The 14,044-nt window shown below is 70.2% G+C and carries 13 protein-coding genes; 9 read left to right on the top strand and 4 right to left on the bottom strand.

Going from position 1 to position 14,044, the window contains the following annotated elements; genetic code table 11:
* The first annotated feature begins 63 nt into the window (after positions 1 to 63).
* Genes WJ16_RS27050 through WJ16_RS27040 form a run of 3 tightly spaced genes read left to right on the top strand, consistent with a single transcriptional unit; the run spans position 64 to position 2,900 of the window.
* Positions 64 to 1,458: a DUF1800 domain-containing protein gene (locus WJ16_RS27050; RefSeq protein WP_069260093.1), complete on the top strand. Its 1,395-nt coding sequence runs from the start codon at positions 64 to 66 to the stop codon at positions 1,456 to 1,458.
* A gap of 2 nt (positions 1,459 to 1,460) precedes the next feature.
* Complete coding sequence (locus WJ16_RS27045; protein ID WP_069260092.1) at positions 1,461 to 2,618, top strand: DUF1501 domain-containing protein; 1,158 nt, start codon at positions 1,461 to 1,463, stop codon at positions 2,616 to 2,618.
* A gap of 60 nt (positions 2,619 to 2,678) precedes the next feature.
* Positions 2,679 to 2,900 (top strand): YXWGXW repeat-containing protein, encoded by a 222-nt coding sequence (locus WJ16_RS27040; protein WP_069260091.1) that lies wholly within the window; start codon positions 2,679 to 2,681, stop codon positions 2,898 to 2,900.
* Positions 2,901 to 3,051: 151 nt separating this feature from the next.
* On the opposite strand, the gene WJ16_RS27035 is transcribed toward WJ16_RS27040, so the two are convergent.
* Both WJ16_RS27035 and WJ16_RS27030 read right to left on the bottom strand, forming a co-directional pair.
* Complete coding sequence (locus WJ16_RS27035) at positions 3,052 to 4,245, bottom strand: tyrosine-type recombinase/integrase (protein ID WP_069260090.1); 1,194 nt, start codon at positions 4,243 to 4,245, stop codon at positions 3,052 to 3,054.
* A gap of 137 nt (positions 4,246 to 4,382) precedes the next feature.
* The gene (locus tag WJ16_RS27030) at positions 4,383 to 5,558 is read right to left on the bottom strand and encodes a helix-turn-helix transcriptional regulator (protein ID WP_069260089.1); all 1,176 of its coding nucleotides are present in this window, start codon (positions 5,556 to 5,558) and stop codon (positions 4,383 to 4,385) included.
* A gap of 223 nt (positions 5,559 to 5,781) precedes the next feature.
* Here WJ16_RS27030 and WJ16_RS27025 point away from each other — a divergent pair, with 223 nt between their 5' ends.
* The gene (locus tag WJ16_RS27025; RefSeq protein ID WP_069260088.1) at positions 5,782 to 6,162 is read left to right on the top strand and encodes a DUF4377 domain-containing protein; all 381 of its coding nucleotides are present in this window, start codon (positions 5,782 to 5,784) and stop codon (positions 6,160 to 6,162) included.
* Positions 6,163 to 6,171: 9 nt separating this feature from the next.
* Here WJ16_RS27025 and WJ16_RS27020 read toward each other — a convergent pair whose 3' ends face one another.
* Complete coding sequence (locus WJ16_RS27020) at positions 6,172 to 7,560, bottom strand: DHA2 family efflux MFS transporter permease subunit (protein ID WP_069260087.1); 1,389 nt, start codon at positions 7,558 to 7,560, stop codon at positions 6,172 to 6,174.
* Positions 7,561 to 7,728: 168 nt separating this feature from the next.
* Here WJ16_RS27020 and WJ16_RS27015 point away from each other — a divergent pair, with 168 nt between their 5' ends.
* Positions 7,729 to 8,589, top strand: a complete 861-nt coding sequence (locus WJ16_RS27015) for a LysR family transcriptional regulator (RefSeq protein WP_069261157.1) — start codon at positions 7,729 to 7,731, stop codon at positions 8,587 to 8,589.
* 37 nt (positions 8,590 to 8,626) lie between these two features.
* Here WJ16_RS27015 and WJ16_RS27010 read toward each other — a convergent pair whose 3' ends face one another.
* Positions 8,627 to 8,977, bottom strand: a complete 351-nt coding sequence (locus WJ16_RS27010) for a VOC family protein (protein ID WP_011355015.1) — start codon at positions 8,975 to 8,977, stop codon at positions 8,627 to 8,629.
* A 258-nt stretch (positions 8,978 to 9,235) separates the two neighbouring features.
* On the opposite strand from WJ16_RS27010, the gene WJ16_RS27005 reads away from it, so the two are divergent.
* From WJ16_RS27005 to WJ16_RS26990, 4 genes are all read left to right on the top strand, one after another.
* Entirely contained in the window at positions 9,236 to 10,375 is a 1,140-nt protein-coding gene (locus tag WJ16_RS27005) for an LLM class flavin-dependent oxidoreductase (RefSeq protein ID WP_069261156.1), read from the top strand.
* 163 nt (positions 10,376 to 10,538) lie between these two features.
* Positions 10,539 to 11,732 carry an acyl-CoA dehydrogenase family protein gene (locus WJ16_RS27000; RefSeq protein WP_069260086.1) on the top strand — a complete coding sequence of 398 codons (1,194 nt, stop codon included), beginning with the start codon at positions 10,539 to 10,541 and terminating at the stop codon, positions 11,730 to 11,732.
* A 10-nt stretch (positions 11,733 to 11,742) separates the two neighbouring features.
* Positions 11,743 to 13,503, top strand: coding sequence for an FAD-binding protein (locus WJ16_RS26995; protein ID WP_069260085.1), 1,761 nt, complete (start codon positions 11,743 to 11,745; stop codon positions 13,501 to 13,503).
* Positions 13,500 to 14,018, top strand: coding sequence for a flavin reductase family protein (locus WJ16_RS26990; protein ID WP_069260084.1), 519 nt, complete (start codon positions 13,500 to 13,502; stop codon positions 14,016 to 14,018). The genes WJ16_RS26995 and WJ16_RS26990 overlap by 4 nt, the downstream gene beginning before the upstream one ends.
* Positions 14,019 to 14,044 lie beyond the last annotated feature (26 nt).

Genomic DNA, 14,044 nt, shown 5'->3' with positions numbered 1-14,044 from the left:
TTCCGCGCGACGGATTTCCCGCCGGCCAGCGTTAAACACGGGTACGCATCGCGAGAACCCGTCATGGACCACCCGAACGACATCACACCGGCCGCCATTGCGCTGAACCGCTTCGGCCTCGGCGCGCGGGCCGACGACGCGCCGCCCGCCGACCCGAAGGCGTCGCTCGTCGCCCAATTCGACCGCTACGACCCGCGGCCGCCCGCGTGGGCCGGCGAGCCCGACGCGGTGGCGCTCGCCACGCGCTTCGCGAACGCGCGCAATGCGATGACCGGCAACGATCCGGCCACGAAGCGCGCGACCGAGCAATCGATCCGGCGCGACGGTTACGACACGTATCGCAGCGCCGTCGTCGCGCGGATGAACAGCGCGCTGGGCACGCCCGCGCCGTTCGTCGAGCGGCTCGTGCATTTCTGGGCGAACCATTTCGCGGTGTCGGTCGACAAGGGGCCGGTGGCGGCCTATGCGGGCGCGTTCGAACGCGACGCGATCCGCCCGCACGTGCTCGGCCGTTTCGAGGACATGCTGGTCGCCGTCGAACAGCATCCCGCGATGCAGCTCTTTCTCGACCAGGCGCGCTCGGTCGGCCCCGACAGCCCGGCCGCGCTGCGTGCCGAAGCCCGCAATCCGTCGGCCAAGCGCGGGCTCAACGAGAACCTCGCGCGCGAAATCATGGAGCTGCACACGCTCGGCGTGCGCACGGGCTACACGCAGGCCGACGTGACGGAATTCGCGCGCGCGCTGACCGGCTGGAGCATCGCCGGCGGGCGCGGCCCGCAGCCCGGCGATGCGGCGCCCGGCGCGTTCGTGTTTCGCCCGAAACTGCACGAGCCCGGCGTGCGGACCGTGATGGGGCGCAGCTACGACCAGCCCGGCGAAGCGCAGGCGCGCGCGATCCTGCACGACCTCGCGCATTCGGAGGCGACCGGCCGGCATATCGCGTTCCAGCTGGCGCGCCATTTCGTCGCCGACAATCCGCCGCCCGCGCTGACCGATCGGCTCGCCCGCGCGTTCGACGCGAGCGGCGGCGATTTGCCGACCGTCTATCGCGCGCTCGTCGAGGCGCCCGATGCGTGGGCGCCGGTCAACCGCAAGTTCAAGACGCCGTGGGAGTGGGCCGTGTCGTCGCTGCGCGGCCTCGGCTGGCGCGACACGGGCGACCTGAAGGTCGCACCGCTGCTCGCGCAGCTCGGCCAGCCGGTGTGGCGGCCCGGCTCGCCGGCCGGTTACGACGACGTTGCCGCGAGCTGGGCCGCGCCTGACGCGCTCGTGCGCCGCGTCGAGCTCGCGCAGCGGCTGGCCGCGCGCACGGGCGACCGGCTCGACCCGCGCACGCTTGGCAACACGCTGCTCGCCGGTTCGTTGAGTGCGCCGACGGCCACCGCGCTGTCGCGCGCCGAAAGCGCGACCACGTCGCTCGCGCTGCTGCTCGTTTCGCCCGATTTCCAACGGAGATGACCATGGCACTGTCCCGCCGACAATTCCTGAGCGTGGCCGCCGCCGGCGCGGGCGCGATCCTCGTTGCGCCGCGGATCGTGTTCGCGAACGTCGAGACCGATCGACGCTTCGTGTTCGTGATCCAGCGCGGCGCGGCCGACGGCCTGAACATCGTCGTCCCGTATGCGGAGCCCGCGTATGCGTCATTGCGCGGCCCGCTGGCGATCGACACGTCGGCCGCGACGCGGCTCGACGGCACGTTCGCGCTGCATCCGTCGCTCGTGCAGACCGCGCAGTTGTACCGCGACGGGCACGCGTTGTTCGTTCATGCGATCGCGTCGCCGTATCGCGACCGCTCGCATTTCGACGGCCAGAACGTGCTGGAGACGGGCGGCCGCGCGCCGTACCAGGTGAAGGACGGATGGCTGAACCGGCTCGCCGCGCTGCTGCCGGCGTCGCGCGAAAACGCGATCGCGTTCGCGCCGACCGTGCCGCTCGCGTTGCGCGGCACCGTGCAGGCCGCGTCGTACGCGCCGTCCGGCTTGCCCGCCGCGCCGGACGACCTGCTCGCACGCGTGTCGGCGCTTTACGAAGCCGATGCGCAGCTCGGCCCGCTGTGGCAATCGGCGATGGATGCGCGCGGCCTCGCCGGCGACGCGCATGCGCGGCAGGACCCGGCGGGTGTCGGCAAGCTCGCCGCGACGTTTCTCGCGCGCGACGACGGCCCGCGCATCGCGATGATCGAGACGGGCGGCTGGGACACGCACAGCGCGCAGAACGTGCGGCTCGCGAATCAACTGAAAGCGCTCGATACGATGCTCGCCGCGCTGCGCGACGGCCTCGGGCCCGCGTGGCAGCAGACCACGGTGCTGGTCGCAACGGAGTTCGGCCGCACGGCGGCCGCGAATGGCACGGGTGGCACCGATCACGGGCAGGCGTCGGTCGCGATGCTCGCGGGCGGCGCGGTGGCGGGCGGCCGCGTGATCGCCGACTGGCCCGGTTTGCGGCCGGGCGACCTGTACGAAGGGCGCGACCTGAAACCGACCGCGTCGCTCGACGCGCTGATCTCGGGCGCCGCCGCCGAAAGCCTGCGGCTCGATCCGCGTCACACCGCGTCCGCGCTGTTCGCGGAAAGCGGTGTGACGCGGCCGATGAGCGGGCTGGTGCGCGGAACCGCGTGACGTGCGGCGTGGCCGCTTCTGCACCGAATCCATCCACAACACGACAAGGGAGAATCCACAATGTCGAAGATCCGAACCGTTTCGCTCACCGTACTGGTTGCGGCCAGTGCGGCGCTGATGTCCGCATGCGTGGTCGAACCCGCGCGGCCGCCGCAGCCGGCGCCCGTCGTCGAGGTGCCGCCTCCGATGCCTGCGCCGGGCTATCGCTGGGCGAAGGGGCATTACCGGTGGGCCGGCAATCACTGGGCGTGGGTGCCCGGGCACTGGGTGGGTGTGTACTGATCGACGGGACGTGCCGAGCGTTCCGGTCGACTGGCAGGTGAAAAGCGACCGCGCAAAATGTCGCGGCAACGGTGGCCTCGGCGGGCTCGAACTCGATCACTGAGCGCCGGCCTATGGCGCGAGTCCGGGGCTCCATCAGATCGGTACGCGCCTACCACCCGATCCGATGCTTCTCCTCCGTCTCGCGATGCCGCCAGTCGTCGTCCGCGTGCAGGTACTGGCTCGTCGTCGTGAGCGACACGTGGCCGAGGTTGTCGCGCACGAGCCGCAGGTCGACGCGGCCGTCGGCCATGTGCGAGCCCGCGCTGTGGCGCAGCCAGTGCGCGGACGCCTGTTCGAGCACGCGCGCCTGCTGTTCGCCGGCTTCGCCGTGCGCGCGCAGCCGGTCGGCCGCTTGCCGGAACACCTGCTTCACGATCCGGTGCAGCGCCGCGCGCGTGAGCGGCTTGCGCGCATGGCCGACCGGCAGCACGAGCGGCGTGGGCTCGCCGTCGGACGGCAGCGCGGGCAAACCACGCGCGCGCCGGTAGCGCGCCAGCTCGGCCATCATTTCGTCGGTGGCCGGCACGAGCCGCTGCCGGCCGCCTTTGCCCGTCACGTCGAGCCACCAGCGATCGCGCCCGTCCGCATCGCGCCGGCAGAAGAACTGGCCCATCGTCGTGTCGGCCGCTTCGGTGATGCGCAGCCCGCCGAGATACAGCAGCGTGAACAGCCAGCGCGCGCGATCCGCATGGAAGCTCGCGCGTGCGTCGTCGCGCGGCATCGCGGCGATCGCGTCCTTGACCGACTGCCACAGCGGCTGCCCGAGATGGCGCGTGACGCGCGGGGCGGGCCGGCGCTGCCGCTGCCGCGACAACGCGAGCGGATTGCCGGCCAGATAGCCGGCCTGCACGAGCCACGAGAACATCACGTTCAGGATCACCAGTGCCTGCCGCTGGCTGGCCGCCGACAGCGGCCCGTAGAACGGCCGCCAGCGCGGATCGTCGCGCGGATGCTTGCGCCCGCCGTTCGCGCACCACAGCTCGGCCGGCTCGGGGGCGAGCAGGAACTGCCGGTAGACGATCAGGTCTTCGTGCGTGAGCGACGACAGCGGCTTGCCGCACGCGATCACGGCCCACAGCAGCAGCCGTTCGGCTTCCTTCCGGTAGTTCTGGAACGTGGTCGGCGTATCGACGAAGCGGGCGAGCCACGCGCGCACCGCGTCGAGATCGTTGGTCGCGGCAATCTGCGGATGGGCGCCGTTCGAGCGGTTGGTGCCCGTGCGTCCGTCGAGCGCGGCCGGCACGGTCAGCGCATCGATCGGCAGCGGGCGCAGCGCGGGGGCGGACGGAACGGGTGAGGTCATGCGAAGCGGGGGCGCCGGGCGGATCGCACGCACGTGAAAGAGCGGACGAACGCAGCGCGATCGGGCATATCGGGAAGCGTCGATGGTACACGATCGCCGCGCGGTGAACCGCTGCCGTGACGACGGCAGCGCGCATCTCACCCCAGTGTCAGCACGCTGTTGAGCAACGTCCTGACGAGCGTCGCCTGCCGCGTGACACCCGTCTTCGAAAAGATCGCACGCAAATGCGAGCGCGCTGTGTTCTTGCTGATCGCGAGCACATCGGCCGCTTCCTCGAGCGTCTGCCCGTTGACGAGCGCGAGCGCCAGCGCGGTTTCGGCCGGCGTGAGATCGAACAGCTTGCGCACGATGTCGTGCGATGCCTGCGACTTGCGCTCGGCATCGCGGATGAAGATCGCGCACGCGGGCCGGCGCGGATTGTCCTCGGACCATTCGCTGAGCGGTACCGCGCGGATCAGCACGCCGAGCGGCGGCTTGCCGGACGGGCGCGGCACGGCGATCGCCTGCGCGACCGACGGCGCGCCGCCCGCGCGCTCCGCGAGCACCTGCCGGATCAGCTTCTGCAGCTTGCGGTCCTCCAGCGGATACGACGCTTCGAGCGCGTCGCCGCGCACGCGCAGGCCGTCGCATTCGGCGAAGATTTCGTCCGCGACGCAGTTGGTCTTCATGATCGCGCCGCGCTCGTCGAGAATCGCGGTGGCGACGAGCATGCGGTCGATCGCGCTTGCGTACAGCGTGCGCTCGGATTCGACCACCCCGAACTTCGCGTGCAGCCGCACCGCGCGCTTCAGATGCGGCAGCAGCGCGTTGCACACGGCCTTGTCGGTCGCCGTGAACGCGCGGCCGCGATGCGGGCGGCACACGCGGAAGCGGCATTCGATGCCGTCGGACGTGCGCAGGTCCGCGCCCATCAGGTACCCGACGTCGAACGGCTCCAGAAACTCGCGATACATCGCGCTGCCGCGCCAGACGCTGATGCCGAGCAGCTCGTCGACGGTGACGACGCGATCGCTCGGCAGGTTCACGAACGGATCGAGCGCGTAGTAGTAGGTGTTGTACGACGCGACGCCCGACAGCGGCGCACTCGCGTCGGATGCGTTGATCATCAGCCCCGCGTGGCCGTCGGCCGGCCAGCGCAGGATCATCGTCACGTAGTTCGCGTGCAGGTGCATGCGGATCTGCTCGAGCGCGGCGCCCCACGGCACGTCTTCGAGCGGGCCTTCGTAGAGGGTCGTGAGCAATGCGTCGAACTGCTCGAGCGTCAGTTTCGACTGGGCAAGGTGCGGCGGCAGGGCCGCGGGCGCCGTGGTCATCCGGGTTGTCTCCTGTTGCGGCCGCCGGGTCGCAAGGCGCCCGGCGTGCAGGTTCGGACCGTCGGCGGCGATGCGCGCGGCGGACCCGGAACACGATAACGTGTCGGGGCGTACCGGACATCCCACGAATGAGGGTGGTCGAGCGTGTTTTGTAAGGTATTTGTGAACTTTCGAGCCGTGCCGATCGTCTAACCGGCCCTCCAACGCTCCAGAGGAATCTCCGATGATTCACACAACCCGAATGCTGCTCGGCGCGGCCGTCATCGCCGGCAGCACGCTCGTCGCCGGATGCCAGACCGACGCGGCCGCCACGGCGCCGAACGCGGCGCGCCCGGCCGACGGCAAGCCGGTGACCCGGACCGTCTACGTCGCGCCGCAATCCGCGCGCTGCACCGGCGTCGCGCCGATGGAGTGCCTGCAGGTGCGCAGCAGTCCGAACGAGCCGTGGAGCCTGTGGTACGCGGGCATCGAAGGCTTCGCGTACCAGCCCGGTTACCTGTACACGCTGGAAGTCGACGAATACCGCGTCGCGCAACCGCCGGCCGACGGTTCGTCGATCCGCTGGGTGCTCAAGCGCGTCGTCGAACGCCGTCCGGCGAACTGACGGCCGCGCTCACGCGGATGGCCGCGCCGCCGCCCCGGCCGGCGGCGCGGCCGTATCGATGCGCCGGAACACGGCGGACGACAGCAGCGTCACCGTACCCATGCACACGAACGACAGCATGAACCCGTGTGCCATCGAGCCCCGCCAGGCGCCGAACAGGTTGACGAGGCCGCCGCCGATCGACACGCCGAGCCCCATCGCCAGCATCTGCATCATCGTGAACAGGCTGTTGCCGCTGCCGGCGTCGGCATGCGACAGCCCCTTGAGCGTCACGCCGTTCATCGCCGCGAACTGCATCGAGTTCGCGGCGCCGAACACGATCAGCAGCGCGCCTTCCAGCACCGGCGCGGGCCGCGCCGACACCAGTGCGAACCCCGCGATCGCGCAACCGACGATCGCCGTGTTCACGACCAGAAATGCCGCGTAGCCGAAGCGCTTCACGAGCGGCGCGATCCATTTTTTCGCGATGACGCCCGCGATCGCGGCCGGCAGCATCATCAGCCCCGACTGCAGCGGCGTATAGCCCAGCTGCACCTGCATCAGCAGCGGCAGCATGAACGGCACCGAGCTCGTGCCGATCCGGCACAGCAGGTTGCCGAGCAGCCCCGACCCGAAGTTCGGCTCGCGGAACAGCCCGAGCCGGAACAGCGGCTGCGCGCGCCGCCGCGCGTGCGGCAGGTAGGCAAGCGCGCTCGTCAGGCCGAGCACGGCGAGCCCGGTCGCCCACGCGGCGCGATGCGCAGGCATCGGCGGGTCGATCGCGAGCGACAGCGCGATCATCGAGACCGACAGCAGCGCACAGCCGACGAAGTCGAACGGCGGCGGCTGCTGCGCTTGGTCGTGCGGCAGGTAGCGCTGCACGGCGAGGAAGCCGACCACGCCGACCGGCACGTTGACGATGAACACCCAGTGCCACGAAATCGCCTGCGTGAGCCAGCCGCCGAGCGTCGGCCCGACGATCGGGCCGAGCTGGCCGGCGATCGACACGAACGCGATCGCCGCGACGTACTGTTCGCCCGGCACGCGCCGCAGCACGGCGAGCCGCCCGATCGGCAGCAGCATCGAGCCGCCGATGCCCTGCAGCGCACGCGCGGCGACGAGCTGGCCGAGCGTATGCGACGCCGCGCAGCCGATCGACGCGAGCACGAACACGAGAATCGCGAGCGAGAACACGCGGCGTGTGCCGAACCGGTCGGCGAGCCAGCCGGACGCCGGCGTGAGCATCGCCATCGTCAGCGTATAGACGACCACGACGGGCTGCATCGCGAGCGGCGACGCGTGCAGGCTTTGTGCGATCGAAGGCAGCGCGGTGTTGACGATCGTCGTGTCGAGCGACTGCATGAAGAACGCAGCGGCGACGATCCAGAGCAGCGCGGAATGTGTGGGTTCCCGGGACATGGCGAATTCGGTGGTGCAAAGGCCGGCGCGGGAGGCATCGTTACGGCCGTTACGCGGTCGTGCGGCGCCTGCCGGTCTTCGAGCGCTCGATGGTACCGATTCCGGTGGTCATCGGGAAGCTGCCTCAAGTCGTTGACTGTCATCGGTAATGCCGATGACAATGCCGGCATGCTCAATCCCGTCTGGCTCAAGACGTTCGCGACCGTCACGAACTGCCGCAGCTTCACCGAAGCGGGGCGGCAGCTCGGGCTCAACCAGTCGAGCGTCAGCGAACACATCCGTCGTCTCGAGGAGAGCGTCGGCCGGCGGCTGTTCGTGCGCGATACGCATTCGATCGCGATGACGGCCGACGGCGAGGCGCTGCTCGTGCATGCGAACGTGATCCTGCAGGCGCTGAACCGCGCGGAATCGCAATTCCGCAAGCCGCGGCTGCAGGGGCGCGTGCGGCTCGGCGCGTCGGACGACCTCGCGCTCGTCGCGCTGCCGGACGTGCTGGCCGGGTTCCGCGCCGCGCATCCGGACGTCGCGCTGGAGATCACCACCGGCATGACGAGCCGGCTCTACGAACTGATGGATGCGGGCGCGCTCGACCTGATGATCGGCAAGCGGCGGCTCGGCGAGCGGCGCGGCACGCCGTTGCTGCGCGCACGGCTCGAATGGGCCGCGCGGCCGGGCACCGTCGTCGACCTCGAACGGCCGTTGCCGCTCGTGCTGGTGGCCGAGCCGAGCGTCACGCGCGCGGTGGTGCTGAACGCGCTCGCGGAAAAGGGGATCGGCTGGGAAGTCGTGTGTTCGAGCAGCAGCCAGCCGGGCTGCATCGCGGCCGCGCGGGCCGGGCTCGGGCTGACCGCGACGTCGCAATACCTGTCCGCGCGCGGCCTGGCGCCGCCCGTGAACGTCGACGGGCTGCCCGCGCTGCCGGACGTCGAATTCATCGCACTGGCCGCGAAACGGCTCAGCCAGCCGGCCGGCACGCTGCTCGAACTGCTGGAAACCAGCGACCTGCGCGCGTCCGGCGAGGACGTTTGACGCCGGGTGCGCAGGCGCCGCATGCGGCGTGCGTGCGTCACGCCGCCCGTTTCTGGGAAATCACGAGCAACGCGCCGTTTTTGTCCTCCAGCACCGCGCGGTATTCGTGCGGGCCGGCCTGCACGGGCACGCGCACCGACGCACCGGCCTTCACGACCCGCGCCATCGCCGCATACAGATCGTCGTCCTCGTCGACGCGCAGCGTGAGCGCCGCGCGCTCGACGATCTGCTCGTCGCCCGCGACCAGTGCGATCGTCAGCGGGCCGCCGTCGAGCGCGCAATAGCGATCGCCGTCGCGGAACTTCACGTTCAGGCCCAGCCCGTCGACGAACAGCGGCAGCGCCGTGTCGATGTCGTCGACCGGATACAGCAGCATCGAAACCTTCATTCCCTCTCTCCGTTGTCGTTGGCCGGCGCGCGCAACGCGCCGCCGTTCGATGCTAGCGCGGCGTTCGCCGCGTCACGCAGTCCGATCGGATGACGGTGAAACCCCTCTGTCCGCGCACCCGTGCCGGTACTCCGAACAGACGATGCCTGCGCCCGTCCGCGCGCCGACACTTCCATTCGTGGACCGTCGCGCTTCGTCCGTATCGTGCGGGCGGGCTGCACGACCCCGACTCGTCCAACATACATGGAGACGCACGCAATGAAGTTTTCCCTCATCTACGAAGCCCAGACCACCGACGCATCGCGCGAGGGCGACCACCGGGTATTCAAGGAGACGGTCGAACAGGCGCTGCTCGCCGAGCAGGTCGGCTTCGACACGATCTGGTGCGTCGAGCACACGTCGCTGACCAACTATGCGCACATGAGCGCGCCGGAAACCTTCCTTGCCTACCTGGCCGGCCGCACGACGCGCATCGGCCTCGGCCACGGGGTCGTGTGCCTGCCGCCGGCGATGAACCACCCGATCAAGGTCGCGGAACGCGTCGCGCTGCTCGACATCCTGTCGGGCGGCCGCGTGCACTTCGGCGTCGGCAAGGGCGGCAGCCAGCAGGAAGCCGGCGCGTTCGGCTATGACCTCAACGAACTGCAGCCGATGATCGACGAATCGATGTACCTCGTGCCGAAGATGTTCGTGCAGGACGAGATCGAGCACGACGGCAAGTACATCAAGATCCCGAAGCGCCCGATCCACCCGAAGCCGTTCCAGGACCCGCACCCGCCGATGTATCTCGCGTGCACGAACACCGATGCGCTGCTGCGCGCCGGCCAGCGCGGGATGGGCGCGCTGGTGCTCGGCTTCGGCGGCCCCGACGAAGTCGCGAAGAAGAATGCCGTGTATCGCGAAGCGTGGGCGAACCGCAAGCCGGAAGACCAGGTCGGCTTCCGGCCGACCCAGCACCTCGCGGCGCTGTGCCCGACGGTCGTGATGGCCGACGGCCAGGCGGCGCGCAAGATCGGCATCCGCGGCCAGCGCTACTTCATGGAATCGCTTGCGTACTGGTACACGGGCGGCGAGCGTCCGGACCCGGCGAAGTGGGGCGACGATCTCGTGCAGGCCGACACCGGCGAGATGGTGATCCGCTCGCGCTTCGCGTCGGAGGAAGTCGTGGTCAATTTCGCCGACCCGGCGCTCGCGATGATGAACCCGAACCACGCGTACGGCACGGTGGACGACTGCATCGGCTACGTCGGCCGCCTGCAGGAAGCCGGCGTCGACGAAGTGCTGTTCCTGTGCCAGATGGGCACGGTGCCGCACGACGCGCAGATGGAGACGATCCGCAACATCGGCGAGCACGTGATCCCGTACTTCAACCGCGAGAAGGCGCGCGCCTGCGCGTGATGCATGCGGCCGCGGCCGTCGTCCGGTCGGACGATGCGGCGCGCTCGCGCGAAGCCGACCATCGGGGGTGGCGAGCATCGCCCGCGGCCCGGCCGCGCCGAACCATTTTGAACGAGAGCGGGAAAGGCGCCGCGGCGCATCACCCGCTTCACAGGAGACATTCGTGCATCGCGACAACGATTCGAACGCACTGGCCGCCACGCTGATCGCCCGCGCCGAGGCGCTCGCGCCGACGCTGGCCGCCCGCGCCGCGCAGGCGGAAGCACAGGGCCGCATCCCGGCCGAGACGATCGCCGACATGCAGGCCGCCGGCTTCTTCAAGGTGCTGCAGCCGAAGCGCTACGGCGGCTACGAGCTCGATCCGCAAGCGTTCTTCGACATCCAGATGGCGCTGGCGCGCGGCTGCATGTCGACCGCGTGGGTGTACGGCGTCGTCGGCGTGCACAACTGGCAGCTCGCGCTGTTCGATGCGCGCGCGCAGCAGGACGTATGGGGCAACGACCCGGCCACGCTGATCGCGTCGACCTACATGCCGGTCGGCCGCGTGACGCCGGTCGACGGCGGCTTCCGCCTGTCGGGCCACTGGAAGTTCTCGAGCGGCAGCGAACTGTGCGAATGGGTGTTCCTCGGCGCGCTGGTGCCGCCGGCCGAAGCCGGCCAGCCGCCCGAATACCGCACCTTCCTGCTGCCGAAATCCGACTACCGGATTCAACAGGACTGGGACGTGCTCGGCCTGCGCGCGACGGGCAGCCACGACATCGTCGTCGACGACGTGTTCGTGCCCGCATACCGCACGCACAAGGCGATCGACGGGATGATGGGCACGAGCCCGGGCCTCGCCGTCAACGATGCGCCGCTGTTCAAGCTGCCGTTCGCGCAGATCTTCGTGCGCGCGGTGTGCACGTCGTGCATCGGCGCGCTGCAGGGCGCGCTCGACGATTTCACCGGCTATGCGGCCACCCGCGTGTCGGCCAACAGCGGCGCGAAGACGACCGACGATCCGGGGGCGCAGAACGCGTGCGCGAACGCGGCCGTCGCGATCGACGAGATGAAGGTGCTGCTCAAGCGCAATTTCGCGGAACTGATGGCGTCGGTCACCGGCGGTCCGGCCGTGTCGATCGAACGCCGCGTGCATTTTCGCTACCAGTCCGCGCAGGTCGCCGAGCGCTGCGCGCAGGCCGCGAACGCGCTCTTGCGCTACGCGGGCGGCAACGGCATCTATCACCGCAATCCGCTGGTGCGCCGCTTCCTCGACCTGCATGCGGCCCGCGCGCACTACGCGAACAACGTGGATCGTTTCGGCCAGAACCTCGGCGCCGTGATGCTCGGCCGCGAGAACACCGACTTCTTCATCTGACGAGGCCGCGATGAACGACCCGCAAGCACAGCAATACGTGTTCGACGTGGTGGTCGTCGGCTCGGGCGCGGGCGCGCTGCTCGCCGCGTGCCGCGCGGCCGACCACGGCCTGGCCGTCGTCGTGATCGAGAAGACGGCGCTGTACGGCGGCACGTCGGCCGTCTCGGGCGGCGGCATCTGGGTGCCGTGCAATCACCATATCGCCGAGCTGGGCGCGACCGATTCGCGCGAGGCCGCGCGCGGCTATATCGAAGCCTGCGTGGCCGGCGAATCGACGCCCGAGAAAATCGACACGTATCTCGACCGCGCGCCGGAGATGCTGCGCTACCTGGAATCGAACACGCCCGTGCGTTATCAGGCGCTGCCGAAGTACGCGGACTATTTCCAGAAGGTGCCGGGCGCGATGCCGGGCTATCGCGCGCTCGATCCGCTGCCGTTCGACGGCGCGCTGCTCGGCGACGAGTTCGACCGGCTGCGGCCGCCGTCGCCCGGCACGCTGATCGGCGGGCGTGTCGCGGTGACGTCGAAGGAGGCGCATACGCTGTTTTCGCGCGGGCCCGGCTTCATGAAGCTCGCGCTCGCACAGTTCGGCCGCTACTGGCTCGATATCGGGATGCGCCGCCGCACGCGGCGCGACCGGCGCCTGACGCTCGGCAACGCGCTGATCGGCGGGCTGCGCCGCGCGCTGCTCGACCGCAACGTGCCCGTGTGGCTCGACACGCCGATGCGCGACCTGCTCGACGACGACGGCCGCGTGACGGGCGTGCGTGCGCAGCGCTTCGGGCAATGCGTGACGATCGTCGCGCGGCGCGGCGTGATCCTCGGCGCGGGCGGTTTCGAGCGCAACCAGCCGATGCGCGAGCGCTATCTGCCGCAGCCGACGCAGTCGCAATGGAGCGCGACACCGCCTGCCAACACCGGCGACGCGATCGCCGAAGGCCACCGGCTCGGCGGCGCGCTCGCGCTGATGGAGCACGTGTGGGGCGCGCCGACGGTCGGCGTCGCCGGCGAGGAGAAGCAGCGCGCGCTGTTCGTCGAACGCAACCTGCCCGGCTGCGTGATCGTGAACCGCCTCGGCAAGCGCTTCGTCAACGAAGCCGCGCCGTATTCCGAATTCGTGCCGGCGATGTATCGCGACCATGCGCGTACCGGTGCGAACGTGCCGGCGTGGATGGTGTTCGACGCGCGCTTTCGCCGCAAGTATCCGTGCGGGCCGATCATGCCGGCGTCGATGATGCCCGATGCGCGGATTCCGGCCGAATTCCGCGACGTGCTCGTGAAGGCCGACACGGTCGACGCGCTGGCCGCGCGCATCGGCGTCGATGCGGCCGGCCTGCACGATACGCTGCGCGACATGGCGCGCTATGCGGCAACCGGCGTCGACGAAGCGTTCGGCAAGGGCGACAACCTGTTCGACACGTACTACGGCGATCCGCGTAACGAGCCGAACCCGTGCCTGGGGCCGGTCGACCAGGCGCCGTTCTACGCGGTGCGGATCGACGCGGGCGACATCGGCACGAAGGGCGGGCTCGTCACCGACGCGCACGCCCGCGTGCTGCGCGCCGACGGCGAGCCGGTCGACGGGCTCTACGCGATCGGCAACACCAGTGCCTCGATGATGGGCGCGAGCTACCCCGGCGCGGGCTCGACGCTCGGTCCGGCGATGACCTTCGGGTATCTCGCCGCCGACCACCTGGCTGCCCGCGCAGCCGACGCCGAAGGCCGGCTCGCCCGGCGATCCACGACTGAACCCGACGGAGTCCGATCATGAGCGATCTCACCACCCATCCGCTGCGCACCGACATGCTGCTCGCGATGCGCCGTCTCGCGCGCTCCGTCACGGTCATCAGCAGCGCGCACGACGGCCGGCGCTACTCGATGTCCGCGACGGCGGTCGATTCGCTGTCGACCGATCCGCCTTCGCTGCTAATCTGCATCAACCGCAGCGCATCGCTGTATCCGCCGCTCGACGCGGGCGCGGGGTTCTGCGTGAACGTGCTGTCGGCGGCGCACGAAGGCATCGCGATCGACTGCAGCGGCCGCCTGAAGGGCGAAGCGCGCTTCACGACCGGCGACTGGCAGGCGTCGGCGCACGGCGTGCCGTATCTGCGCGACGCGCAGGCGAGCCTCGTGTGCGAGCAGGACGGCCGCTTCGAATACGGCACGCATACGGTGTTCATCGGGCGCATTCGCGAGGTGCTGATGAGCGGCGACGTCGATCCGCTCGTCTATCTCGACGGCGCGTACACGACGCCGGGCGCGCCGGTGAGCCGCGCGGCCGCGTGACGCGCGTGTTTCATCGCACCGGAAAG

This window comes from Burkholderia metallica, assembly GCF_001718555.1.
GTDB classification, from domain to species: domain Bacteria; phylum Pseudomonadota; class Gammaproteobacteria; order Burkholderiales; family Burkholderiaceae; genus Burkholderia; species Burkholderia metallica.
The sequence above is the reverse complement of the archived record's forward strand: the minus strand, read 5'-3'. Positions and strand labels throughout refer to the sequence as shown.